The organism is uncultured Mobiluncus sp., from assembly GCF_947254095.1.
Classification (GTDB): Bacteria; Actinomycetota; Actinomycetes; order Actinomycetales; family Actinomycetaceae; genus Mobiluncus.
In genome coordinates, this window is the sequence record NZ_CAMYBV010000001.1 from 120,405 (window position 1) to 146,450 (window position 26,046).

Below are 26,046 nucleotides of genomic sequence, written 5' to 3' on the forward strand. Positions count from 1 at the left end.
CGGCCTGGACGGTGAGAAAGCGGCTAGATGCCCACCAATATCAAGGGCAGATACACCACCCACGTGATGTAGGCGCCCGTGATGAGCCACGGGCCGAAAGCAATGTCTTTATCTAAATCAAGTTTTTTACGGATGACCTGGATTAAGGCAAACGCGCCGCCCAAGAGTGAGGCCAGTAGCAGCATCGCTAGGGGCGCGAACCAGTTATAAAGACCTAGCCATGCGCTGAGCAGCGCCGCGAGCTTGACATCTCCCATCCCTAAACCAAAATGCGTGGCGAGAGCCAAAACCAGCCCCATAGCTAGACCCAAAACCCAGATCCTCGCCAGAGCCTCGGTGTCATGGCGAATCAGAGTGACAATGGTCAGTACAGGTAGAAGCATCGCGGCCCCCAACCCCAATAGACGGTTAGGCAGCAGCCGGTAGAGGGCATCAGTCAGGAATAACGCACAGAATGGGGCGGTACCCAGGTACACCGGCAAGGTGACGAGGAAATGGGTGAAGCACAGACCGTGGGAAAAATAGTTGAGAATAAGCCACTGGATAACATTGAGGAGGACCGTAGCCAAGGTCAGGCACAGCGGAAACGGCAGGTAAAACAGGTCCGGCAATTCGATGCGACGCTGGCGCAAAATTTTGGTCGTGACCGCGCCCACCGTGTAACCCCAGATTCCGCTGAGAATCCACGCCAGAACGTGCCAGAGCATCCCTCCCCCTCCTTGAGAAAAAGCTTAATCACTGCCCGTATTTTGGCTGAGCAACAACTGTAAATTGCTTCTATTTTAGCTGAGTAAAGCGTGAAGATGGTGCTGTTTTCTCAAAAATTGTGCATGGAGAGCCAGAGCCTTCACGTAGCTCCCACACCATCAAGGCATCAAGGACTCGTGCGACCAAACGGGCGAATCTTAAAAAAACTTTTCTCAAATGCTTGTTTTTTATCACGGTGAAATGTAGTCTTTATCTATACGGAAACGTTTCCGTAACGACTCCCCAGCACCGGTGCTGCGGAGCGGACGCTAGGAGAAAAAATGGCAAGTAAATTCACAAAAATCGCCGCCTTATTGTCGGCAACCGCTTTGACCCTGACCCTGAGCGCTTGCGGTGGCTCTGATAACACCGCCGCCGATGACGGCAAGGGTAAAGTTTATTACCTCAGCTTTAAACCTGAGCAAGACGAAACTTGGCAAAAAATTGCCAAGGCCTACACCGACGAGACTGGCGTTCCGGTAAAGGTTGTCACAGCAGCATCCGGCACCTATGAACAAACTCTTAAGGCAGAGGTGACCAAGAAAGAAGCTCCGACCCTGTTCCAGATTAACGGTCCGATTGGTATGCAATCGTGGAAAGACTACACTGCAGACCTCTCTTCCACAGATTTCTACAACAACCTATTGGATAAGTCGATGGCAGTCGGAGAAGACGGCAAGATTTACGGCGTTCCCTATGTGGTAGAAGGATACGGGATCATCTACAACCAATCAATCTTAAACAAATATTTTGGTCTGCCCGGCGCCAAGGTCACCTCGATGGAGGAAGTAAAGAATTTCGACACCCTCAAGACCCTGGTTGAAGACATGCAAGCTAAAAAGGCAGACTTAGGCATTGATGGGGTATTTGCCTCCACTTCACTAAAACCCGGTGAGGACTGGCGTTGGCAGACTCACTTGGCGGATTTACCTGTTTACTTTGAATACCAGGACAATGACACCGAGGACATGGATGAGTTGGAATTCAAGTACAACAAGGAGTACAAGAACATCTTTGACCTTTACCTGAACAACTCCACAATTGCGCCGACTTTGGCAAGTTCCAAAGCTGTGACTGACTCAATGGCAGAATTCGCTCTGGGTAAAGCCGCAATGGTGCAAAATGGTAACTGGGCATATGGTCAGATTTCCGAAGTTGCCGGAAACACGGTTAAGGCTGAAGACGTTAAGATGCTCCCCATCTATACCGGCAAGTCCGGAGAGGAAACTCAGGGCTTGAACATCGGTACTGAGAACTTCTTCTCAATTAACTCCCAAGCCTCACCTGCTGATCAAAAGGCATCGATAGATTTCGTGAACTGGTTGATTTCCTCCGATGGTGGCAAGAAATTCATGGTCGACGAGCTTGGCTTCATTCCCCCGTTCAGCACCTTTAGCGAAGCCGAACAGCCCGCTGATCCGTTGGCAAAGGAAGTTGTTTCTTACATGTCAAACAGTGAACTTAAGACCATCCCGTGGGTATTTACTACGTTCCCGAGCCAAACCTTTAAGGACGACTTTGGCCAGGCGCTGTCCCAATATGCCGCCGGTCAGATGAAGTGGGATGCGGTAGTCAAAATGTTCAAGACGGGCTGGGCTGCTGAGAAGCAATCCTAATAGTCACATTCCGGTGAGGGGCGAACGCTTCTAACCTAGGCATGTTCGCCCCTCACCGATGCCACAAATACACAATTTTTAAAAGAGATAATCATGGAACAAAGTCTTAAACGATGGGGTTTAGTATTCACCGGTCCCACTCTGCTCGCATTTACAATCGCTTTTTTGGCTCCATTCTTTATTGGTATTTACCTTTCATTCAGCAAGTTCACCACGGTAACTAACGCTACTTTCAACGGAGTAGAAAATTACATCAAAGCCTTTAGTGAACGTCAGGGATTTGTCCACGCTCTGGGGTTCACAGTATTAGTCACGGCTATAGCAATCATTACTGTCAACGTGTTTGCCTTATCTATCGCCTATCTGTTGACTCGCAAGCTCAAAGGAACCAACTTTTTCCGTACTGTATTTTTTATGCCGAACCTCATCGGTGGTATCGTGTTGGGCTATACTTGGCAAACTATCATCAATGCAGTACTGAGGAACTTCGACACTACTCTGGTCTCCGATGCACGACTTGGTCTGTTTGGTTTAATACTCCTGTTAAACTGGCAGCAGGTTGGCTATATGATGGTCATTTATATTGCCGGCTTGCAATCAGTTCCTCCAGATTTAGTCGAAGCTGCACAAATTGATGGTGCCAGTCGTTGGCAGGTTATCCGGCACGTGACGTTACCGATGATTATGCCTTCCATCACAATTTGTACTTTCTTAACTCTGAGTAACTCGTTTAAATTGTTTGACCAAAACTTGGCGTTAACCAACGGCGCCCCATTGAAACAAACAGAAATGGCTGCTCTAAACATCGTCAACACCTTCTTCGGCAAGGTTGGCTTCGAAGGCGTTGGTCAAGCCAAAGCTGTCATTTTCTTCCTCATTGTTTCTTTAATCGCATTCTTACAACTACGCATCACCCGCTCAAAGGAGGTTGAGTCATGAGCACTCCTGTTCTGACTTCTGCGCCTGGCAACCACACGAACCAGATCACGACGACCACCGCTCACTCAAGCGGCGTAACTGTCGGTAAATTCATCACCTATATTTTCCTGACAATTCTCACAGTCATTTTTATCGGTCCGTTATTGTTCATACTCATGAACTCCTTTAAGGGACGTTTCTTTATTTCCGACGCACCGTTTGCACTTCCCGTTGGACAATACTTCGCGGGAGTTACTAACTATGTGCAAGGGCTAGCAGCCACCGGATTTTTCTCAGCTTTTGGCTGGTCAGCTTTTATCACGGTTTTTTCCGTAATCATCATTGTATTCTTTGCAGCGATGACCGCCTATTACATCACGCGGGTGAAAAGCTGGTGGACCAATCTGATTTATTTGGTACTGGTTTTTTCTATGGTGGTTCCATTTCAGATGGTCATGTTTCCAACCGTAAAAATTGCCGATTCATTAGGTTTAGCTAATCCCCTGGGCATGATTTTGTTGTACCTGGGATTCGGTGCGGGACTTTCAGTATTCATTTTTTCTGGATTTATCAAGGGTATTCCCATAGATGTTGAAGAAGCTGCCATGATTGATGGATGTGGACCTCTGCGAAATTACTTTTTGGTGGTTCTGCCAATGTTGAAACCCGTAACGATTACCGTATCGATCCTGATGACCATATGGGTATGGAATGACTACCTGTTGCCATACCTGGTAATCGGTCTGTCCACTCCCTACAAGACTATTCCCGTAGTAGTACAACAGCTAGTTGGTTCCCATGGCTCCAACGACATGGGAGCGATGATGGCTATGCTTGTCTTGGCAATCATTCCCATCGTGGTTTTCTATCTATTCTCACAGAAGTACATCATTGAAGGTGTTGTGGCTGGAGCGGTGAAGGGCTAACTATGCGAATGAGGCAAGCTGGTATCTTGCTACCGGTGTTCTCCCTACCCGGATCCTACGGGATGGGTTCAATGGGCAGTTTTGCCTATCATTTCATCGATGCTTTAGCCCAAGCGAATCAACGTATCTGGCAAATTTTACCCCTCTGCCCTCCGGGATATGGCGGCTCGCCTTATTCAAGCCAATCCGCCCAAGCCGGAAATCCCCTCTTCATTGATTTAGACAATTTGGTGAAAAGGGGGTGGATTGAAGCCTCTCAATTGCAAGATTTGGATTGGGGGGCTCAATCCCCCTATATCGATTATGCAGCAGTAAGCCAATCAAAGCACCAGGCACTGCGCTATGCTTACGCTACGTTTTGCTCACATGTTTCACGCGATTCATTTGAACAATTTCGCGCCAGCAATCCCTGGGTTCGAGATTATGCCTTGTTCCTGGCACTCAGTCATGAATTTAAGCACAAACCGTGGCAAAAATGGCCGAAAGAGTTAAGTCATCGTGAACCACAAGCCTTGGCTCGAGTTGCTGCAGATTTGCGTGAAGAAATCGAATTTCACGAATTTTGCCAGTGGGTCTTTGAAACCCAGTGGAACGAACTGCACGACTACGCAACCGGTAAAGGGATCAAAATTCTGGGAGATATACCCATATACGTCTCTCTCGATTCCGCAGATACCTGGGCTAATCCGCAACTGTTCCAACTGGGTTCCGACTTTTATCCCAAAAAAGTGGCTGGAGTACCTCCGGATGGTTTCTCTGCTACCGGTCAAATTTGGGGAAACCCACTTTATGACTGGCAAGCGCACCAACGCTCCAACTTTTCCTGGTGGAAGGAACGCGTCGGTCTCCAGCTACAACGCGTAGATATCCTGAGAATCGACCATTTTCGCGGTCTGGAGTCGTATTTTGCCATTCCTGCTGACGCGACCAGTGCGGTGGCGGGAACTTGGGAACCAGGACCGGGCATTGACTTTTTCACAGCTTTAGAAAAGCAATTGGGCACGCTACCATTGGTGCTTGAGGATCTCGGATATTTGACTTCTGCAGTTGAAGACCTGCGCAATGCGACGGGTCAACCAGGCATCCAACTCATTCAGTTTGCCTTCGACAGCCGCGAACCTGCAGATTATTGGCCTCATGAAATTCCGAAAAATTCGGTTGTTTATACAGGAACTCACGATAACGACACGCTGCAAGGCTGGTTTGCCAGTCTCGCCCCAGAAGATCAAAAACTGGCCAGAATCTACTGCGGAGCTTCCCACACCGCAATTGAGGACATGCCCCAGTGCTTCATAGCCCTGGCAATGACCTCCGTGGCGGATACCTGCATTATCCCCGCTGCGGACTACTTGGGGCTGGACAGCTCGGCTCGTATAAACACTCCGGGGCAAATGCGGGGCAACTGGGGGTGGCGATTGTCGCAATCCGACTGGAATGCATATCCATGGGATGAAATTGCACAGCTTACTGCCATCTCTGGACGTGCTCCGGGTACGCATCATACCCAGCACTGACCATCATCTCGAATAGAATGGGAGCCATGTTACCTGCGGATTACCCGGATAAACACCAAGTTGCAAATATCAAAGACGTTGCACGAGCAGCCGGGGTCGGTATAGCCACTGTCTCCCGAGCTCTTAATGGTCAAGAGGGTGTCTCTGCACAGACACGTAAACGTATTGAAGAAGCCGCTGCCACTTTGGGATACCAGCCCAATCGTCACGCGCGGTTTTTAAAGCTCAGCTCAAACCGCTCGATAGCAGTTGTCATCAAGGGTTTAGAGAATCCCCTGTTTGCACGAATTTTGGATAAGTTAGAGAGGGCTATCCGCAACCACGAATATCAAGTCAACATCGTCTCGGTTCCACACTGGTCCGATGAGCTGAGAGATGCCATTCAAACAGTCGATGAAGATTCCGCTCTCGGCGTCATTTTCTTGGGTGGGCATTTCCAACATCGCGTGGATGATTTAGAGAAACTTTCGGTTCCTTTCGTGGTTTCTACGGTCAGTATGAAAGACAGCGCGCATCGTGAACGTTACGCTTCGGTTGCCATTGACGACTATGGAGAAGCCGGTCGCGTAGTCGATTATCTCTATCAGCTAGGACATCGTCAGATAGGCATAATTGGTTCAGATTCTCTGGATAATTCCGTAGGTTCTCTCCGTCTGGCTGGATACTACGACGCCTTACGCAAACACGGTATAAGACCACATCCCCAATGGGTGCGGTCTTTTGACAACTCCGAAGATTCCCCCTATTCGTTTGAAAACGGATACCGAATGACCCGTGCACTGCTGCAAGAATGCCCTGATATCACTGCCATTTTTGCCATCGCCGATGTGCTGGCAATCGGAGCAATGCAAGCGGCCAGAGAAATGAATCTGTGTATTCCTCAAGATATTTCGATTGTCGGTTTCGATGGAATTCCATTGGGTTCCTACGTCTATCCCGCTCTCACGACTGTTAATCAACCGGCTGATCAGATTGCCGAAATCACCTGCGATTTATTATTCTCTCAGTTCAATGGGGAGCAGCCCCAACATATCATCGTACCTGGTCACCTGTTACCGAAAGGTACTACTGCTGTCCCTGTGCAGCTTTCTGATATTAGAGAGAACAGATAGTGAGGCATAGTCTTTCATGGCAAACCCGTTCGCGCCAGATTCTCGTCTGAACCAGCTTCTAGCTTTCATCGTCACGGTTTTTTTGTCTAACTTGGCAGCCATGTTGGGTCTAGGCTTAATCCTCACCGGTGGTTGGGCATTGTTGATGCTGTTTACCATCAACTTATCCCTCATTGAAAACAACACCGCGAGTTTTCGCTCAGTATGGACAGCAATCAGGCAAAATTGGTTGATAGCTACGTTGCTATGGTTCGTTGACATACTGTTTTTTGCCTTGGTGATTTGGGAATTTTATGCCCTGGGTAGCCTCAAGTCTGGGGTATTCAAGCTCCTGTGGGGGGCGTTGCTCTGCCTCGCGGTATTCCTAGTATTGAGCGTAAATGCGTGGATTTGGCCGATGCTGGCGAAAAGGAAAATTGCCTCAGCTGAGATTCTTGATTACCTACGTGCCTGCTTGTTGCTCTCTTTTCACTATTTGGGTCGTACCGTCGTCTGTATTACTGTAATCGCCGTCCCAGTCCTCATAATGATGATTTTTCCCAGTTTGTTTTGGCAAGTAGCGACTTGGCTAATCTGTTTTGGCGTATCTTTTGGTGTTTATCTCATAATTCTACTGATTCACCAACCTCTAGGCGGTTATTGGACAGAACACGGTGTCCCAACACGACCGCTAATGTCCTAAATGTCTGGCTTCGCCCTCACTGCCCAGTTTCAGTGTCGATTGGGCATATTCTTCAGCAAAGCTGGACGTAAAACTGCGGCATCAATTTCCTGCCCAGTAAACAATTTCACCTGGGCGACGCCCTGGTGCAACAGCATTTCCCATCCGGGAATGACCTGCGCTCCACACCTCTGTGCCCAACTGGCAAGCGGGGTCGGCCACGGCGCGTACGCCGCGTCTAGGAAAACGGTGTGAGGAGTAATCTGTAGCTGTGACAGGGGCAGGGCGTCTTGGGCGGGGGCGGGAACCGTACTCATCACCAGTCCTGCCGAGCTCAGCGTCCGATTGACGGCCTCAACCTGTTGCCACGCCACCGCTCGGGCGCTCAAGCCCATACGTTGCGCCGCCTGAAAAGCCGCGCCCGTTTGGGCAGTAGTCCGAGAGACGACCGTCAGCTCTTTCATTCCCAGCTCCGTGAAAGCCGCCAGCGCCGAAGCCGCTGTGGAACCCGAACCGAAAATAACCGCGCTGGCCCCGGACGGCGGGTTTGTCGGGCCGTCGTGGCGAAAAGCCTCGACAATACCTCGGACATCGGTATTGAATCCGGTCCAATCCCCTCCCGCGGCGGGGACCAGGGTGTTCACCGCGCCGGTAACTTTGGCTAAGCCGTCAGCAAAAGTCGCAGCCTGCAGAGCCTCCGGTTTCAAAGGCATGGTTACCGCCAAGCCACGCAACTGAGGATCTGCCGCGGCCAGAAATCCTTTGAGCGTTCCCGACCGAACGCGCTGGCGGCGAAAATCCCAGTTCAAACCCAGTTCACGATACGCCGCCAAGTGGATGACGGGAGATAAAGAATGCGCAATTGGATCCCCCACAACCAGACAGTACGGCATGGCACGCTACCCTTTACAAATATCGGGGTGGTCCTTGCAGAACTGTTTCAACAGCTCCACGTTGGCTTTTTGTTCCTCCATGGTCGCGCTGAAACGAGTCTCACCAGTGTTCAAATCCACCGTCGTGAAGTACAGCCAGTCCCCCGGTGGCGGGTTGCGGGTGCCGTCAAAAGCATCTTGGCCTACGACCCCAATAGGACCCGGCGGCAGCCCCTTGTGGCGGTAGGTATTGTACGGATTCGAAGCGTCAGCGACCTCGGCGGCGGTCGGAATTTTGCGGGACTTCGAGGCTTCGCCCAAACCGTAGATAACCGTGGAATCCATATTTAAGAACCCGACGGTTTCCTTGCTGGCGTCCATCCGGTTTTCTAACACTCGTGCAATCTTGGCGTAGTCCTGTTTTTGCAGGTCGCTGCCCTCACGCTGGACGATAGATGCCTTGGTCAGGAACGTCTCCCACTGGGCCTCGGGAATTCCCGCGTCCCGCAGTCGCTTGACATTGGCGGCTACCATCTGGCGCACTGTTTCGGTCGCGTCCTGACCGGGTCCCACCAGGTAAGTTCCGGGAGCTAGCCACCCCTCGATGTCTCCACCGGCAACCTTGGGCAGTCCTGGCGCGTTGGCGAAAGCCGCCTCCACATCAGCGTCACTGAAACCGGCAGTCGTCACCAGTTGCTCTTTGACCTGCCACTTTGTCAAACCCGGACCAATCGTAATCTGATCATCGACCCGGTTCGCTTTGTCAATCAAGATGGACAAAGCATTGACGGCAGACATATGTTTGGCCATCGCATAGGTTCCGGGCTGAATCGCAGAACAGGCCGCTTCCTGGTCCCGGCACGCATTAAAGAACGCCTGCGAGGACGCTACGACCTCCGCTTTTGCCAAAATGTTGCCGATATCAGAGCCCAGGGCGCCCTCGGGAACGGTCACCATCACCCGGCCGGTGCCACTGCCTTCATAGTCGGCACCCTTAGCGCTGAGCCAACGATTGAAAATAATCGCACCAAAAACGATGGCCACCACCAGCAGCGCGACCACAATCGCCAGGATAATAATCGTACGATTCCGCATAGTTTTGCGGCGCCGAACTCGAGAACGTTTGTCACGCCGATGATGTTCGCTCACGGCGACTTCGGGTTGCTCGGCGGGGGCAACCTGCGTGTCCTGCAGCAGGGATTCCCAGGTCGCGTCCGCGGCTTGGGGTGCTACCGAGGCTACGCGCGGAAAAGACGGGGTGTCAGGTTCCTCGTCACGGCTGCGGCGGCTGGGAAGTGGGCGCGGAGTCGGCTCAACCGCGACATTCGGGGGTGCGACCGGGACTGGCGCGGAATTGGGGGTTTGCGGGAGTGGCGCATCTTGGGGAAGTGCCGGAGTCGAGGGAGCCTGAGAGTCAGCCGAGCTCAACGCAGCCTGAGCTTGTTGAGCTAAATACCGGCGTCGGCGTCGCGGTCCCATCGATTCTAAATCTTCAATGTCTGCCATGTACTTCCCTCGTTACGTGGTTTACTCAATGATAACCAACTCGCCAGGTAAGTTCCCTGTTTGAGTCAAAGTTTCTAAAGCTCGCGTGAGGATAGTCACAGCGGCGAGTTGGTCAACCATCTGCTTTTGGCGACGGGTACTGACCCCGGCCTCGTGCAGCTTGGCGTGGGCATCAGCCGAGCTCAATCGTTCATCGATGAGATGCACCGGCAGTGCGCCGAGCCGCCTGACCAGACGCCGGGCGTAAGACCGTGCCATCCGGGCAGCCTCGCCCTCTTTGCCGCTCATCAGTTTCGGCAAGCCCACAAATACGGCCTGGGGGTCACTTTCCGCAATAATGTCCACCAGTTCGTCCAGCTCGGAACCGTCAGGCTGCACCTGCAAGGTCTCCACTGGCAACGCTAGGGAAGTCCCCGCTACCGAACGGGCCACACCCACACGCACCTTACCCACGTCAATGGCGAGAAAGTTTCCGGCAAGCATACTCTGCGCTATCCCCTTTCCGCGTGCCGACTCGGCGCGAAGCCCAACCGGCAGTTGTCTACTTCGCGAGTACCGACTGCAGCGCTGCCACTACAGCATTCAAACCGGTTTCGGGTTTGCCTGCAGGGGCTCCGCCGCCTTGCGCCAAGTCGTCCTTGCCGCCGCCACCACCACCCATGGCTGCGGCACCGGCCTTTACCAATGCCCCGGCTTTCACGCCCTTGTCGCGAGCCGCTTCGTTGCTGGCCACAACCAGCATCGGTTTTTCACCGATAACGGCCGCCAGAGCGACCACCACCGGATCCGCATTAGAGAACCGCCCGCGCAAAGTGGTAGCCGCCTGACGCAAATCGTCCACAGAACCAGCCTGGACGACCTGGTGAATGACCTGCACGCCACGCAGCACTTCGGCAGATTTGACGTAGTCGTCCAGATTGGACAGCAGTGCCGCCAAACGGGTCTTTTCAAGTTCTTTTTCCGCGGACTTGAGGCGTTCCATCAGGGAAGTAATGCGTTCCACCAGGGTTTCCGGCTTAGCCCCGACCAACTGGCTAATCTGAGACACCAAGGCGTGTTCTTTGGCTTGGAATCCAGAAGCACCATTCCCAACCAGGGCTTCGATACGCCGCACCCCGGAACCAATCGAGGATTCTCCCAACACTGCTATAGAGCCGATATGCCCGGTCAGCGGCACGTGGGTGCCGCCGCAAAACTCCCGGGACCAGCCGTCGCCAATATCAACGATACGCACAATCTTGCCGTATTTTTCCCCGAAAATGGCCTGGGCGCCGGTCTTTCGCGCCTCCTCAATGGGCATCTGGTAGTCGGTAACAGTCATATTGGTCTGGACTCGTTCATTAGCCTCCGCCTCTATGTCCGCCACCAAAGAATCCGGCAAAGCGCTCGCGTTGCGGAAATCGAAACGGACGTGCCACGGGGCGTTTTCCGACCCGGCTTGGGTCGCTCCCTGCCCCAGGGAATCCAACAGAATCTGGTGAATGACGTGGGTAGACGTGTGGGCCCGGGCAATCGCGCCGCGGCGCTGAACATCAATCGTAGCTTGGGCGTCCTCACCGAGAGCAACCTGACCTTCCGTCAAAGTCCCCCGATGCATGGGCAGTCCCTTCACGGGAGCCTGCACATCAGCCACGTCCAGCACTCCGCCACCCGCGAAAGTCACCTGGCCCTGGTCAGCCAGCTGCCCGCCGGCCTCCGCATAGAACGGGGTCCGGTCCAGCAGGACCTCAACGGTAGCCGGGGCTGTTGCGACCGGTACCGGTTTGCCGTCCTGCAATATGCCAACCACCCGCGCCGGAGCGCTGGTTTCGGTATACCCCAGGAACTCCACCGTGTTGTTTTCACCAAGTTTCGCTGCCAACTCGTGATAGACGTGAGCGTCGACGTGTCCGGTTTTCTTGGCCACCGCGTCCGCCCGGGCGCGCTGCTTTTGTTCGTTCATCAACTCGGTGAAACGTTTTTCGTCCACCTTGACCCCGGCCTCCGCCGCGATTTCCAGCGTCAGGGAAAGAGGGAAACCGTAGGTGTCGTGCAGTTGGAAGGCGTCGTCGCCGCTCAGAGCCGCGCCGGACTGTTTCGCCTTCGTCACCGCGGTATCCAAGATGACGGTTCCGGCGTCAAGGGTGCGGCGGAAAGCGTCCTCCTCGGCGTAAGCCACGTCTGAGATAGTATCCCAGTCCTTTTCCAGCTCGGGATAGGAAGCTTTCATTACGTTCATCGACGCCGGCAAGAGGTGTGGCATGACTGCCTCTGACACTCCCAAGAGTCGCATAGAACGCACCGCACGGCGCATCAGGCGGCGCAGCACGTAGCCCCGTCCCTCATTGCTGGGACGAACCCCATCGCCAATCAGCATCAGGCTGGAACGTACGTGGTCAGCCACGATACGGAAATGCACATCCATCGGATCGGGGCTGGAAGTGTAGCGGCGCCCGGACATTTCCTGAGCGACTTCGATGACGGGGAACACCTCGTCAATTTCATACATATTGTCTTTGCCCTGGAGGACAAAAGCCAGACGTTCCAGTCCCAAGCCCGTATCGATAGCGGTCTGGTCGAGCTTGCCCAACAGCGGGTAGTCTTTGCCGGAGCCTTCGCCGCGCAGGAATTCATCAAAAACTAGGTTCCACAGTTCCAGGTAGCGGTCACCTTGCGTGTCGACTTCCGGACCACCCTCGGGACCGTATTCAGGTCCGCGGTCTAGGTGGATTTCTGCACAAGGGCCGGCCGGGCCGGGCTGGCCGGTATCCCAAAAGATTTCTTCGCGCGGAAGTTTCTGGACGTGGGCGGGATCCAAACCGATTTGCTGGGTCCAGATGTTCCAAGCGGCTTCGTCTTGCTCCCAAATCGTGACCCAGAGCTTGTCGCCGTCCAGGCCGTAGCCGCCGTCCTCTTGCTTGCCGGTCAACAGGTCCCAGGCGTACTGAGACGCGCCTTCCTTAAAGTAGTCGCCGAACGAAAAGTTCCCGCACATCTGAAAGAACGTACCGTGACGTGTGGTTTTACCGACCTCATCAATGTCGTTGGTGCGGATACACTTTTGCACCGAGGTGGCTCGCGGCCACGGCGCCGGTTCGGTTCCCACGATGTAGGGAATGAACGGAACCATGCCCGCGATGGTGAACAAAATCGAGGGATCGGGCGAAATGAGCGGCACCGAGGGGCGGACCTCATGACCGTTCTTTGCAAAAAAATCCAGCCAACGCTGACGAACTTCCGCAGTACGCATCTATCTGTATCTTTCCTTCGTATCCGGGCAGTGCCCGGGATTATCTGTCCTGGTCCCCCGGTCAGTTTGCGCCGGGCGGCTTTCGTTTATTGTCGGTTAGTTTCGTTAAAATTCCAGGTCGTCGTCCAGCGTGGAGTCACGGTGACGTCCGCGTCCGACCTTGAAACCCGCACCGTCGTCCTTTCGAGCACGCCAAGTGTCGCGGGCCTGCTCGATTTCTGAATCACTAGAGCTCAGAGCCTCGATGAGTTCCTCCTCGCGCTGTGACATATCCGCACGGAACCGCTGGGTCATCTGATCGACGGTCTGACGGAACGGGGTTACGGTAAAGTAAGCCGCCAGCGCCGCCCCCGCGGAAAGCAGCAGCGTCGTCCCGACCGCTTTCGCTGTATTCGACATCTCTCCCCCTACTTCGCTTTCTTAGCGTCAATGCCCATGGCTTTACGCACTGCGTAGTTAAACGCGGCGACCTTAATCAGCGGCCGGCCCAGCGTCGCTGTAAACAAGGTCGTCAGAGCCGAGAAATCCTCGACAGAACGATTCGCCGCCGAAGTCATGGAATCAACCCGTTCCAACTGGTTATTGACCTGATCCAAAGACGTCTGTCCCTGTTTGACCGCCACCACCGTTTCGTCGGCGACAGATTTAATGGATTGCTCCAATTGGGAAAACACCCCACCCAGTTTCCACAGCGGCACTGCCAAAAATAGCACCAATACCGCGAAAGCCACGGCGGAAATAATCCCGGCAATTTCACCAATCATGTCATTCTCCTGTCTCGGTGTAGCAACCCAAATTTTTCGTGCTGTCTGCGCGAAAAACACCGTAGGTATTCTAACTTTAAACAATTGACCCCGGGAAAATCCCGGGGCCACTGAAATGTTTAGCGGGAATAGTGCTCCACGACCAGTTGCACTTCGCACTGAATCGGGACTTCTTCACGCTTAGGCTTACGATCCAAGGTAAAGCGCAGCTTTTCCAAATCGACCTTAATATAGTCAGGGACGGGAGGCAGCACATCGCGGTGAGAACCGCGGGCAGCCACCACGAAAGGATCCTTGACCTGGGAGGACGGCTTGACCTGGACGGTCTGACCGGGACGTACCTTGTAAGAAGGACGATCCACAATCTTGCCGTCAACCAAGATGTGACGGTGAGTTACCGCCTGACGAGCCTGGAACATGGTGCGGCCAAAACCGGCCCGCAACACCAGGGCATCAAGGCGCATTTCCAGCAATTCCACAAGGTTGTCACCGGTCTGGCCTTCCATGCGGCGTGCCTCCTGGAAGGTTTTGACCAGCTGAGCCTCGCGGATTGCGTACTGGGCACGCAAACGCTGCTTTTCTTTCAAACGCACCGCGTAGTCAGATTCGCTACGGCGACGGGCGCGGCCGTGTTCACCAGGTCCGTAGGGACGACGTTCGAAGTACCGCTTAGCTTTCGGGGTCAGCGGCATCCCCAAGGCGCGCGACAAACGCACCATTTTCCGAGAACGGTTTGCCATTTATATTCTTCCTGTCTTATTTCAAAGTCACCCCGCGAGGGCATCTCGGCGGGGAGGGGTCACCTTTATGGCTAAGACCCCAGGTGTCCGGACATCAGCCAACCGAGGGTTGGTCATGACTCCGGGCAACTTGGCTATCTTACCGCATTTTTTGAATCTTGCGTATTTTTGCCAGTCGCTCTCCCAACGTGACTTCCCACCCGTGGGTGGAGGGCTCGTAATAGATCTTGTCTTTCAGCGGGTCAGGCAGGTATTGTTGCGCGACTATGCCGCGGGTGTCGTCGTGGGGATATTGATAGGTACCCAAAACTTTCCTGTCGGCACTAGCCCCGGGATAATGCTGGTCGCGCAGATAGGTCGGAACGGTGCCGATATTGCCGGCCTCCACGTCAGCCATCGCGGTATTGATGCCGACATACGCCCGATTCGACTTCGGGGCCGTCGCAACTGCGACCACCGCCTCAGCCAGCGGAATCCGTCCCTCCGGCATCCCAATCAACTGCACCGCTTGTGCGGCCGCGACCGCGAGGGGTAACACGGTAGGGTCAGCCAGCCCGACATCTTCGGCAGCCGCAATGACGACTCGGCGGGCAATGAAGCGCGGATCTTCCCCGGCCTTAATCATTCGCGCCAAATAGTGCAGGGCGGCATCGGGGTCGGAGCCGCGCATCGACTTGATAAACGCCGAAGCCACATCGTAATGCTCGTCAATGCCGTAGCGCACTACGGCCGTGTCTGCCGCCACCGCGACATCGTCTTCAGTAATTTCGCTGGCTTCGCGGGAATCGGCTCCCCCGGCGGCCGCTTCCAGCAGGGTCAGGGCTTTGCGCCCGTCCGCGCCGGCTAATCTGATGAGACTTTCCCTAGCGTCCGGGGTCAGGGTGTACTTTCCGGCCAGTCCACGTTCGTCCGCCAAAGCCCGGTCCGTGATGGTTTCGATGTCCTGGTTCGTGAGAGGTTTCAGCGTCAGTAGCAGGGACCGAGATAACAGCGGAGAAATGACGGAAAAAGCCGGATTTTCCGTGGTGGCGGCCACCAGGATAACCCAGCGATTTTCCACTGCCGGCAACAGCGAATCTTGCTGTGATTTAGAAAACCGGTGAACCTCGTCTAAGAATAAAATGGTTTCTTGACCGCTCAGGCTCAGTCGTCGTTTCGCCGCGTTAATGACCTCTCGGACTTCTTTCACTCCCGCGTTGATGGCGGAAAGCTGGGCATATTCCCGGCCGCCTGCCTGCGCCACCAGATATGCCAAGGTCGTTTTGCCGGTTCCGGGCGGACCGTAGAGAATCACAGACGAAGTCATCTCGGTGTCTGCCCGCAGCAGCCGCTGTAACGGCGAATTGGGCGCCAACAGGTGTGACTGCCCTACCAGTTCTTCTACGCTACGCGGACGCATCCGTACCGCCAAAGGGGCGTCCGGGCGAAACTCCGGAACCCCCCTGCCGGTATCACTCAAGGAATCAAACAAGTCCATGAGACCACCCTAGTGAAAAATGCCCTAAAGTGTATGAGACAATGCATAACATGTTCCTGAAACTATATCGCCGTTTAAATCGACGCCCCCTGCCCACGGTGCTGATTTGGGCTTTGGTGATAGTCATCTGTGCAGCCTTTGCTTTGACCGGTTTTGGTTTTGGAAGTATGTGGAACCGTGTGGAAAACCGTCTGGTCTCTATCCCCGGTTCGGAATCCTACGTCGCGTCACAAATCTTGAATGACAGCCGCAGTTCCAACTATCAGGCTTACCTCATCGTCACCGGGGTGGACATGGACAAACAGCGCAAGGAAGTTAAGAACGTGCTGGACTCAGCGGCGGCGAGTTTCAGCGAGGTTCCCGGCGTTATTCCGGCAGGGGTGCTGTATCCGTTTGCGAAAGGCGACGATGTTAATAACCCCGACGCGAAAACTTTGATGGACCAGTTTATCGCCGCGGACAAGCACGGTTTCATGATGGTGGTGCTGCTGGACCTGACCCAGTTCCCCCAACGCGCCGATGATATTCGCGCCATGACTGAAACTGCCTTGAACGAAATTGCCGGAGATATGCGCTCTTTTGCGCCTCACGCCACAGGCATCGTCACGGATGAGGACTTGAATAATCAAGAAGTTGCCGCAAGCGCCCACCAAGATTCTCTCAAGGCGAATCTCATTGCTTTGCTGCTGGTATTCGTGGTGCTGTTCGGGGCGATGGGACGCCTGCGCCTGGCCCTGCTCGCTTTCATCCCGAGCTTTTGCGGATGGATTGTGACTCGGACTATCGCCACTCTGGCTTCCCTCATCGTCAAGCCCGCTCCCGGCGACTCTGCCCTGGTCACTATGCTTTCACTAGGGGTGGTGACGGGTTATGCGGTGTTCCTCATCAGCCGCAGCCGCTCCCGTTTAGCAGTGGTGAAATACACCACCGAGATTCCACGTGTCTCCAAGCCTCGCGAACGCCGATTGCGCAAGCGGCGCGACTCTCTCACGCCTCTAGACGAAGTTTTCACCCATTCGGCTCCGGCCATGCTCATTTCCACGGCACTAATTGTGCTGGGTCTGATTATGGTAGCCATATTCCCGGCCAGTAGCCTGCGCTGGGTGGCTTTAGTCAGTATGTTCTCCATTCTGGGGTGCTACGCGATTGGAACCACGTTAATTCCCTCGCTACTGTACCTCGGTATCAGATGGCTGGAATACCCCCGTCCACAATGGCATCGGCGGACTTTCGCCGTGATTTCCTCCCGGCTGCATTCTCTAGGCGCCCGCCTGCGGACACCTTTTGCCTCACGGAAACGTGCCAAACCGATTTTGACCGGAGTCCTGGTGGTCGTTCTGGTGGTGCTGGCCATTCCTACCTTTGGAATTACCTGGCACACCTCGGGGCAAACGACTTTTCCTCCGGGTACGAATGCGGCGAAATTTGAAACCCTGCGCGCCGCCCATTACGGCACCACCGCGGCCACCCCGGATATCCAGGTTTTAGGGAAAACTACCGCCGCGAATATGCAAAGCTGGTCGGTGGCGGTGGGTAAAATCCCCGGTGTCGCAGCAATGACTGCTGGAAACACCGAAATCGCCGGGGACTATAGCGTTTTGGACGTGGATTTGAAACCGGGCGTCACCAACCGTCAAGCCGGCGAAATCGTGAACACTATCCGCGAGCTGTCTTCGGATTTTCCGAAATGGATTACTGGCCAGGCCGCCAACCAAGTTGACTTTGCCGCCCAGCTAATCAGGTTCGTTCCCCTGCTGGCTGGAGTTATGGTGTTGGCAACTTTCTTGGTCATTTTGCGAGCCACTAGGCGTGCCTGGGCAGCGCTGTGGGCGACTTTGCTGAACTCCTTGAACCTGCTGGTAGCTTTGGGACTGACGGCTTTAGTGTTCCAAGACGGTTGGGGCGCTTTCCTGCCCAAACTGACGCATTCCGGAGGGGTCGACCCTAACGTGGCAGTTCTGCTGGCAGGCTTCGGTTTCGCCCTATCCCTGGATTACCAGTTCTATGCCATGAACAGATCGAAACGCCATCTGCCTGAGGAACTCGCGGACCTGGACGATGACCCGTTATTAAACGAATTGACCCAGACTCGCGGTGCGCTCTGGACACGTTCTGTGGTCTACCTGGCGATTTTCCTGGCTTTCCTGCCGATGAACGCTATGCCCGTGAAACAGTCGGCTTTTGCTCTGGTTATTGTGGTGCTGCTCAACGTGTTGTTCAGCCGACTGTTCCTCTCTCCCCTGCTGGAGCCTTACCCGGACCAAAAATCGCAAGACCCTGATTTGGTGTGGACCGACGAGATTCCGGAATCGCCCGATCCCAGCGCAACAGACGGCTCACCCGCGCTTGTGCGCTCTCAGCACAGTGCAACCGACGAGAGCGCTAGCGAATAACCTACAGCAAGAAATCAACTGGACCGGCGCCCTCCCGGGTTACCACCGGAACATCGTCCTCCATGTTGATGACGGTAGTCGCCTGGTCCGAGCCAATCGGGGCGTCGACGATAACATCCAACAGATGCCCCAGCTTAGCGATAACCTCAACCGGATCGCTCAGCGGTTCCGTCTCGCCGGGCAGCAGCAAGGTGCAGGACAAGATAGCCTCCCCCAGGGCTTCTACCAGCGACAACGCGACCTTATGCGCGGGAATCCGCACGCCCACGGTGTGCTTCTTTTTGTTCAGCGTAGCGCGCGGAACTTCCTTGGTGCCTTTCAAAATAAACGTGTACGGCCCCGGAGTCAGCGATTTAATCATCCGGTATTGAGAATTCGACACCATCACCAGCTGACCCAACTGCGCGAAATCGTGGCACACCAGGGTGAAATGGTGTTTATCATCGAGCTGGCGGATTTTCCGGATGCGTTCCAGACCAGCCCCGTTTGCTAACGCACATCCCAGCGCGTATCCCGAATCTGTGGGATACGCCATAATGCCGCCTTCCTGGATAATCTCTGCAATCTGGTTCAACGAACGAGCCTGTGGATTTTCCGGGTGCAGTTCAAAAATTTTTGCGCTCATAGTTCCCCCTTGGTGAAACGCTACCGACTGTCCCATCCATTTTAGAGGGGACAGTCGGCTGTGGAGATAAAACTAGCGGTAATTTTTCCTCACAAGGGTTTTACAGCGTTTTTTCGCTGTCTTCCGCTTCCTCGGGGCCTTCCGCATCTTCGTCGTCTTCCGGCACGTAGTCCACGCCGGTCTCTTTGCGCTGTTCGTCCGTAATCGGGGCGGGCGCGCCGGTGAGCGGGTCTAAACCGTCGCCAGCCTTCGGAAAGGCGATAACGTCGCGAATAGACGGGGAACCTGTCAGCATTCCGGCGATGCGATCCCATCCCAGAGCCAGACCACCATGCGGCGGAGCGCCGTACTTGAAAGCGTCGAGCAGGAACCCGAAGCGAGCCTGCGCCTCCTCCTGCGAGAAGCCCATGACCTTGAACACCCGTTCCTGAATGTCACGGCGATGGATACGGATGGAACCACCGCCGAGTTCCACTCCGTTGCACACGATGTCATACGCATAAGCCAAAGCACTGCCCGGGTCGGTATCGAAAGTATCGAGACATTCTGGCTTCGGCGAAGTAAACGCATGGTGAACGGCGGTCCAAGCGGAGTGGCCCAGCGCCACATCGCCTTCCGCTTCTGCCTCGCCGGAGGGCTTGAACAGCGGCGCGTCCACCACCCAGGTGAAAGCCCACGCCTTCTCATCGATGAGGTCGCAGCGCTTACCAATCTCCAGGCGAGCTGCCCCCAACAACGTCTGCGAAGCGGTCTTGTTCCCGGCGGCAAAGAAAATGCAGTCCCCCGGCTGGGCTCCAGTGGCAGCGGCCAAACCGGCCTTTTCCGCGTCAGAAATATTTTTGGCCACCGGACCGCCTGCTGCACCTGTTTCGTCCAAGGTTACGTAGGCCAGGCCCTTCGCACCGCGGGCTTTGGCCCATTCCTGCCACTTGTCAAAAGTGCGGCGCGGCTGGGAACCGCCACCGGGCATGACCACTGCCCCCACGTAAGGCGCCTGGAAAATCTTAAACGGAGTGTCTTTGAAAAATTCGGTCAAATCAACAAGTTCATAGCCGAATCGCAAATCTGGTTTGTCCGAACCGAAACGATCCATAGCTTCCTGGAAAGGCATCCGCGGAATCGGAGTGTTCAGGTCATAGCCGATAACTTTCCAAATCTCTTTCAGCAGGTGTTCGGTTACCTCAATGACATCGTCTTGGTCGACGAAACTCATTTCCATATCGAGCTGCGTGAATTCGGGTTGGCGATCGGCGCGGGAATCTTCGTCGCGGTAGCAACGAGCCAACTGGAAGTAGCGCTCCATACCGCCGACCATCAACAGTTGCTTGAATAGCTGGGGCGACTGCGGCAGGGCATACCACGAGCCGGGGCGAATCCGCGCCGGAACGACGAAGTCACGCGCCCCTTCCGGGGTAGAACGCGTCAAAGTCGGGGTTTCAATCTCGATAAATTCGTGTTCTTCCATAACCCGCCGGGCAATCTGAGAAATCCGCGAACGCAGCACCAAATTGTCGTGCAGCTGACGGCGGCGCAAATCGACGAAACGGTAACGCAGCCGGATGTCTTCCCCGACATTGGAGTCCTCGGCGTGTTCAGAAACTTGGAAAGGCAGGGTCGCACAGGCATTCAAAATCTCGACATCATCGGCCATGACCTCAATATCACCGGTGACGATTTCGGGGTTTTCGTTGCCTTCGGGACGTTTCCGCACCTTGCCTGTGACCTTGAGCACGTATTCATTCCGAACCTCCCGCACCACTTCTTCACTGACGACCAACTGGACAATCCCGGAGGCATCACGCAAATCCATGAAAGCCACCCCGCCGTGATCTCGGCGACGATCCACCCAACCGCAGAGGGTGACGGTCTGACCATCGTGGTTCAGATTCAATTCCGCACATTTGTGAGTTCGCAGCAACTTATGCCTTCCTTTGAAAGTTCGTCTCAAGTCAATCGGGGCGCAATACCCCGTACCCAGAAAGTGGGCTCTCTAAAGTTTAACGCCTATCTGAGCTTTGGGAAAACCCTGGAAGTACACCCCGACCGGGCGTCAGATGAAAGTTACCGGGATTCCGTGTCCCGCAAACGCATCTCAGAAACCAGTTCAGACAGTTGCGGATACAAATCCAAATTCTGATTCATTTTGACCAGGAAAGCCTGACGGGTCACTTCCAGGATGATCGAACGGAATTTGTCGGCGCACTCTTTCCCGAAGTTTTGCGCCCCCCGGTGCAGCATTTTGGCTCCCACCAGGCTCCACACCCCGGTACCCGCGATGGCCGCAGCTAAGACTACGAGGGGGAACGGTACGGGCCCGACCATCCAGACGGCCGCGCTGGTGCCGGCTCCGCCGAGGAATGCGACCCCCGCGACGAGGCTCCACAGCAGCCCCACCAGCAACGCCACTAGCCAAAACCAGTGTCCGAGCCGCCATACCCGCCACCAGGTTCGGGCGGGATGATCCGGGAATTTCCACGATTCCAAGGCTAAGTTGAGGGCGCTGACCAAGTTGCCGGCCAATTCCACGGCCTTGAGCTGGGCAATGTCCTGCCATTTGGGCGGGCGCTGCGCACTGGCAGCCACCGCGTAGGCACGAGCCGCGCTGGTGATTCCCGCCGCGTTAACTTGGGCGGAAAACTGGTTGCGCGAGTCGGTTTGCGTGGCTGTCTGTGCAGAAGTGTGGGTGGGGTCTGTCGAGGAGTCAGCTACGGCTGGGGTCGCGCTATTGTCTGCCGTTTTTTCTGGGGAAGGGTCAGTCGAGCGAGCAACGGGGTTTTCGTCGGTGGCTTCGTCTACAGCAGTTTCACCAAACGAGATTGCAGAGTCTTGACTGGAGGGTACCAGCGGTTTGATTCCCGCCAGCCAGTTCAGCACCGGCCACAGCGTCCAAAAGCCTCCAGCCTGCAGGTATTGTTTGGAAAAGTTAGCTTGCGCAGCTTCAAGACCACTGACCTGAGCCACCTTATCCACCAGGGTGGTTTCAGCTGGTGATGCGGAAACGGATTGGGCCTGACCGGGCTGCTTTGCAGGCTCCTCTCCCGCCAGTTCCAAGTCCTGGCTCAGCCGCGTGGCAGCATGATGAATTGCAGCCTGTTCACCCCTCCAGCGCGCTTCCGGCGCGCGGGTCAACCCAGCTACGGTTTCGCGGAATCTAGCCAAACTCGAATCATCGTAAACTGAAATCCGTAAGATTTCGGGACTGATCCCCAACCGTTCGGCAATGGCGGCGAGCTCTTGGTGCAGGGTTTGCACCTGGGTCTCTGTCAAACCCTCGGTGTGAGTCAGGACAAAGTACGAATTCCGGTGCCGGGGAAACGCTGAAATTTGGCTGTGAAAAGCGGCATCGGCATATTTTTGGGAATCAGTTGTCCACAAGATGACATCCGCTGTTTCCAAGACCTGCGCCGTGGCCGCGGCCAGTTCCGGTACCAGCAACGTGTCGGGAACCTCCACCACGATCGGGTGACCACATTGCGCCGAAAGCGCTGAGCGAACTGGGTGCCCCTCGCCTGTCGCCCCCAGGATTTCCCCAAACGGGGTGGACCCACCAGAGCAAAACTCCACGCTGACACTGCGCGGAATACCGCTCAGCTCTAAAAACGGTGCAGCCGCCACGTCCGCGTCAACATGGGCGACCAGCTCCGTCGTTGTCGGCCGGTGCGTCCCGGTCGTCACTAGGCTGTTGCGGCGAGCCAAAGTGTTCACTACCGTGGATTTTCCGGTGCCGCTCGGTCCGGCTACCGCCACCACGGTGACTCGGGGGTCCAGGGCATCCCGACATTCCAGCTGATCCTCTAACCGTCGCAAATCTGCGAGAGCCTGAGCTAGGAATGCCTCAGAGCCGGACGTGACCTGAGCAGCATCGAGACACTCCACCGCGCGGTGCAAAGCGGTTTGCATCCGATTTTTGCGTTGTTCGGGATTGTTCCGAGGCACTAGGACCACTCCTCTCGCAAGATACGCAACATTTTTCGTCCCGCGGCAATCAGTTCAGAGTTATCGGGTTCAGGAATGCTTTGCCGTAGCGCGGCGATACGCTGGGAGACCCGAACGTGCAGTCCGCGGCGCAGCGCAGACCGGCTCCATGACCGCAGCCGCAAACGCGTCGCGGCGTCAAAAAAAGCTCCCATCAGCTCATCAGCACCGGTGAACTGACAAGTTTCAGGCGAGGCGACCCCAGCAAAAAGGACCGCTAGGAAAAGCGTCTGGGACTCGTCTGTTGAGAGTTCCTGGTCTCGATTCCATCCAGCTTGGCGGCAGCATTCCGCAGGGGTCAAGGACCACTGTTCCATGAGTTCGCTGCCGTCCAGGGATGACTCGGTTTCATCTATAAGCTGGCCGAAGTCGGGTAGCGCGGAGTCCTGAATACCCGCAGCAATGATTTGTTCCATCTGAAAATCCAGGTTCGACACGCTGCTGGACACCGCTCTCTTTACGGCATCCAGCGCCAAATCCGGTCGCACTCGCTGATTGAGCCAAGTATTTTTCCATTTCAACCGCTGGCGTATCCAGCTGTTTTCAGCCCGGCGTTCCTCAAGTTGGCGACGCACGCAGGGTTCCAAAAGGTCAGCAGGCTCACCTTGGAACCAGGTGGAAGCCGCAATCTGGGCCTCAACGAAATCCAGCAGTTGCTGTTCCAACTGGTCCACAGTTTGCTGTACGTCGTGGCGCAGTTGCGTTTCAGCGGCGGCGGCATCGAATACTGTTTCGCTCAAATCCAAGACTTCTTGCAGGGAACCAAACAGGGTCTGACGAGCTGTGGCGGAATGCATCAAGGCATCACCAGCCAGGTTATCAAGCCAGTTGCGCAGGGGAACTAAATCTTCGGCGGGAAGCTCTCCGTCGGCGATTTGGGTTTCCATAATGGCAAAAATCGGAACGTTTTTGAGATTGCTGTGAGCGATTTCCGCGCTGAGATCCTGTTTTGCCGCCAGAAGGGAGCCTTGCGAGACTCTGTTGAGCACCGCCCCGATAGCGACATCGCGCCGCGCGGCTTTCCGCAGCAGCTCCAGCCCCGGCTCGTCTCGATAGCGGTTAGCGGTGGTCACGAAAATCCACAGATCAGCGACTTCCAACAGGTGCTGGGCCAAATCTCGGTTCGCGCCCAGATAGGAATCCAAATCGGGACAGTCAATGAGGCATATTCCCGGAGTCATCTTTGCAGTCGAACGCAAAATAAGCTGCGGCTGCGGTGTCGTATCGGTATCCTCGCCCGCGGAGGCCCGTTCCGGCACGACAGCCGTGGCTGCAGGGTCGTCCCATGTGTCGTCGTCTAACAGGCGGATCTTTTCAAATCCTCCCAAAATACGGTCTGCCGACAGCCACAGCTCATCGTCGGGATGGTACACCAGTACCGGGGTGAGGGTGGTGGGACGCTTCACGGAAGTCGGTACTTGGGCGCCGACCAAAGAGTTAAGAATGGTGGATTTGCCCACCCCGGTGGAGCCCGCCAGCACCGCCACGAGAGGGCCGTCCAAATCGGTACCACGCGCGCTGAGATGTTCACGCAGCCGGGAAATCGCCGTTTTTTGCAGCTTGATGGCATCAGCCTGCTCTGCCGGAAAACCAAATTTCAGGTCCTCCAGCTGCCCAGCCAACTCATCCAAAGATACCGCCGGCGATTCACTCATAGTTGGCAATCACCTGCGGTTTCAGAAGGTCGGGGGCGGGCGTGAACGTGTCGGCTTGGGCACTTTCCTGGGTTTCGTTAATCAGATTCTTAACTTCCCCGGATTCCACAAACCACACGTAGGGAATGCCGCGTGTCACCGCGTATTTGATTTGTTTGCCGTACTTGGCGGCGGTGGGGCTGACTTCCGTGTTAATACCGCGGGCCCGCAGCTGCCAAGCTACCGCCTCGGCTTGTGCCCTGGTTTCCTCACTATCCACCGCAACCAAAACACAGGTCGGAACCGGGCGGGACACTTTCACCCAATCATTAGCCAGAATAATCGAGATGAGCCGGGTCAAACCGATAGACATCCCCACCCCGGGAAAGTGGCGCTTACCTTGGGAAACCAAGTTATCGTAGCGGCCTCCGGAACAGATAGAACCGTAGGATTCAGCTCCCGTGATAAACGTTTCGTAAACCATGCCGGTGTAGTAATCGAGTCCGCGGGCAATCTTAAAGTCAGCCACCACATTGCCGCGCTCTTGGCCGGAAACGCTGCGTAGCATTCGCGCCACGTCTGCCAGGCCCTCCTCTAACAGGTCGTCTTGCAGTCCCAGGTCGCGTACTTGCTGGATAACTTGTTCATCGGCACCGCAAATGTCCGCCAAGCTCACCAGGGTCTGCACCTGGGACGTATCGAGCCCGAGTTCACTGAGCATCTGTGTGAAGTCTTCGGGACGCACCTTGTCATGTTTATCGATGACTTGCAGAACCTCGTCTACTTGTGTGATGCCTAAGGCGTTGCAAACGCCCTGCAAAATCTTGCGGGAATTCACGTGTACCACCGGGGTGGGAATCGGCAGGCTTTCCAAAGCCTGCGCCATAATCAGCGGGGCTTCAATCTCAAACTGGGGCGGTAATGTTTCCGCGGCCACCATATCGATGTCGGCCTGGACGAACTCGCGGAAGCGACCTTCCTGGGGACGCTCGCCGCGCCACACCTTTTGAATTTGATAACGCTTAAAGGGGAACCGCAACAGGTGAGAGTTTTCCAACACGTAACGGGCCAACGGCACCGTCAGGTCAAAATGCAGCCCGTTCTTGCGGTCCTCTTTGCCTTCCTTGTCCTGCAACCGGGACAGTACGTAGACTTCTTTGGAGGTTTCTCCCTTGCGTTCCAGCTCACTGAGAGGTTCGATGGCACGCGTCTCTAAGTGAGAAAAGCCGTGCAGTTCAAACACCCTTGTCAGACGGGAAATTAACTCGTCCTCAAGGATTTTTTCCTCCGGGGTGAACTCAGGAAAACCTGACAGTGATGTCATCATGGGCATATTC

21 protein-coding genes are annotated in these 26,046 nt (G+C 55.2%); 7 read left to right on the top strand and 14 right to left on the bottom strand.

What is annotated here, in order from left to right; translation table 11 throughout:
• Window positions 1-23: 23 nt before the first annotated feature.
• On the bottom strand, window positions 24-707 hold the full coding sequence (locus Q0X47_RS00525; protein WP_297721444.1) for a prepilin peptidase: 684 nt from the start codon (window positions 705-707) through the stop codon (window positions 24-26).
• A 321-nt stretch (window positions 708-1,028) separates the two neighbouring features.
• Between Q0X47_RS00525 and Q0X47_RS00530 the strand changes: the two genes are divergently transcribed.
• From Q0X47_RS00530 to Q0X47_RS00555, 6 genes are all read left to right on the top strand, one after another.
• On the top strand, window positions 1,029-2,363 hold the full coding sequence (locus Q0X47_RS00530) for an ABC transporter substrate-binding protein (RefSeq protein WP_297721447.1): 1,335 nt from the start codon (window positions 1,029-1,031) through the stop codon (window positions 2,361-2,363).
• A gap of 93 nt (window positions 2,364-2,456) precedes the next feature.
• On the top strand, window positions 2,457-3,302 hold the full coding sequence (locus tag Q0X47_RS00535; RefSeq protein WP_282921610.1) for a carbohydrate ABC transporter permease: 846 nt from the start codon (window positions 2,457-2,459) through the stop codon (window positions 3,300-3,302).
• On the top strand, window positions 3,299-4,207 hold the full coding sequence (locus Q0X47_RS00540; protein ID WP_297721450.1) for a carbohydrate ABC transporter permease: 909 nt from the start codon (window positions 3,299-3,301) through the stop codon (window positions 4,205-4,207). Before Q0X47_RS00535 ends, Q0X47_RS00540 begins: the two co-directional genes overlap by 4 nt.
• A gap of 8 nt (window positions 4,208-4,215) precedes the next feature.
• Window positions 4,216-5,721, top strand: a complete 1,506-nt coding sequence (malQ, locus tag Q0X47_RS00545; protein WP_297721452.1) for a 4-alpha-glucanotransferase — start codon at window positions 4,216-4,218, stop codon at window positions 5,719-5,721.
• Window positions 5,722-5,747: 26 nt separating this feature from the next.
• The gene (locus Q0X47_RS00550) at window positions 5,748-6,833 is read left to right on the top strand and encodes a LacI family DNA-binding transcriptional regulator (RefSeq protein ID WP_297721455.1); all 1,086 of its coding nucleotides are present in this window, start codon (window positions 5,748-5,750) and stop codon (window positions 6,831-6,833) included.
• A gap of 16 nt (window positions 6,834-6,849) precedes the next feature.
• Window positions 6,850-7,515, top strand: a complete 666-nt coding sequence (locus Q0X47_RS00555) for a hypothetical protein (RefSeq protein WP_297721458.1) — start codon at window positions 6,850-6,852, stop codon at window positions 7,513-7,515.
• Window positions 7,516-7,544: 29 nt separating this feature from the next.
• Here Q0X47_RS00555 and Q0X47_RS00560 read toward each other — a convergent pair whose 3' ends face one another.
• From Q0X47_RS00560 to Q0X47_RS00595, 8 genes are all read right to left on the bottom strand, one after another.
• A complete protein-coding gene (locus Q0X47_RS00560; protein ID WP_297721460.1) occupies window positions 7,545-8,387 on the bottom strand; it encodes a shikimate dehydrogenase in 843 nt (280 codons plus the stop codon).
• Window positions 8,388-8,393: 6 nt separating this feature from the next.
• The gene (mltG, locus tag Q0X47_RS00565) at window positions 8,394-9,872 is read right to left on the bottom strand and encodes an endolytic transglycosylase MltG (protein ID WP_297721463.1); all 1,479 of its coding nucleotides are present in this window, start codon (window positions 9,870-9,872) and stop codon (window positions 8,394-8,396) included.
• Window positions 9,873-9,893: 21 nt separating this feature from the next.
• On the bottom strand, window positions 9,894-10,355 hold the full coding sequence (ruvX, locus tag Q0X47_RS00570) for a Holliday junction resolvase RuvX (protein WP_297721465.1): 462 nt from the start codon (window positions 10,353-10,355) through the stop codon (window positions 9,894-9,896).
• 58 nt (window positions 10,356-10,413) lie between these two features.
• Window positions 10,414-13,101: an alanine--tRNA ligase gene (gene alaS / locus Q0X47_RS00575; RefSeq protein WP_297721468.1), complete on the bottom strand. Its 2,688-nt coding sequence runs from the start codon at window positions 13,099-13,101 to the stop codon at window positions 10,414-10,416.
• Window positions 13,102-13,206: 105 nt separating this feature from the next.
• Window positions 13,207-13,500, bottom strand: coding sequence for a hypothetical protein (locus tag Q0X47_RS00580; RefSeq protein ID WP_297721470.1), 294 nt, complete (start codon window positions 13,498-13,500; stop codon window positions 13,207-13,209).
• A gap of 8 nt (window positions 13,501-13,508) precedes the next feature.
• Complete coding sequence (locus tag Q0X47_RS00585) at window positions 13,509-13,865, bottom strand: DUF948 domain-containing protein (protein WP_297721473.1); 357 nt, start codon at window positions 13,863-13,865, stop codon at window positions 13,509-13,511.
• 119 nt (window positions 13,866-13,984) lie between these two features.
• Window positions 13,985-14,605: a 30S ribosomal protein S4 gene (rpsD, locus tag Q0X47_RS00590; RefSeq protein ID WP_296182961.1), complete on the bottom strand. Its 621-nt coding sequence runs from the start codon at window positions 14,603-14,605 to the stop codon at window positions 13,985-13,987.
• A gap of 139 nt (window positions 14,606-14,744) precedes the next feature.
• Entirely contained in the window at window positions 14,745-16,082 is a 1,338-nt protein-coding gene (locus tag Q0X47_RS00595) for a replication-associated recombination protein A (RefSeq protein ID WP_297721476.1), read from the bottom strand.
• Window positions 16,083-16,132: 50 nt separating this feature from the next.
• On the opposite strand from Q0X47_RS00595, the gene Q0X47_RS00600 reads away from it, so the two are divergent.
• On the top strand, window positions 16,133-18,475 hold the full coding sequence (locus Q0X47_RS00600) for an MMPL family transporter (protein ID WP_297721480.1): 2,343 nt from the start codon (window positions 16,133-16,135) through the stop codon (window positions 18,473-18,475).
• Between the two features lies 1 nt (window position 18,476).
• On the opposite strand, the gene Q0X47_RS00605 is transcribed toward Q0X47_RS00600, so the two are convergent.
• From Q0X47_RS00605 to hisS, 5 genes are all read right to left on the bottom strand, one after another.
• Entirely contained in the window at window positions 18,477-19,100 is a 624-nt protein-coding gene (locus tag Q0X47_RS00605; RefSeq protein WP_297721483.1) for an L-threonylcarbamoyladenylate synthase, read from the bottom strand.
• Between the two features lie 100 nt (window positions 19,101-19,200).
• The gene (aspS, locus tag Q0X47_RS00610) at window positions 19,201-21,018 is read right to left on the bottom strand and encodes an aspartate--tRNA ligase (protein WP_297721486.1); all 1,818 of its coding nucleotides are present in this window, start codon (window positions 21,016-21,018) and stop codon (window positions 19,201-19,203) included.
• A gap of 143 nt (window positions 21,019-21,161) precedes the next feature.
• Window positions 21,162-23,036, bottom strand: a complete 1,875-nt coding sequence (locus Q0X47_RS00615; protein WP_297721489.1) for an ABC transporter — start codon at window positions 23,034-23,036, stop codon at window positions 21,162-21,164.
• Window positions 23,036-24,730, bottom strand: coding sequence for a dynamin family protein (locus Q0X47_RS00620; RefSeq protein ID WP_297721493.1), 1,695 nt, complete (start codon window positions 24,728-24,730; stop codon window positions 23,036-23,038). Before Q0X47_RS00620 ends, Q0X47_RS00615 begins: the two co-directional genes overlap by 1 nt.
• Window positions 24,723-26,042 (bottom strand): histidine--tRNA ligase, encoded by a 1,320-nt coding sequence (gene hisS, locus Q0X47_RS00625; protein WP_297721496.1) that lies wholly within the window; start codon window positions 26,040-26,042, stop codon window positions 24,723-24,725. The genes Q0X47_RS00620 and hisS overlap by 8 nt, the downstream gene beginning before the upstream one ends.
• Window positions 26,043-26,046 lie beyond the last annotated feature (4 nt).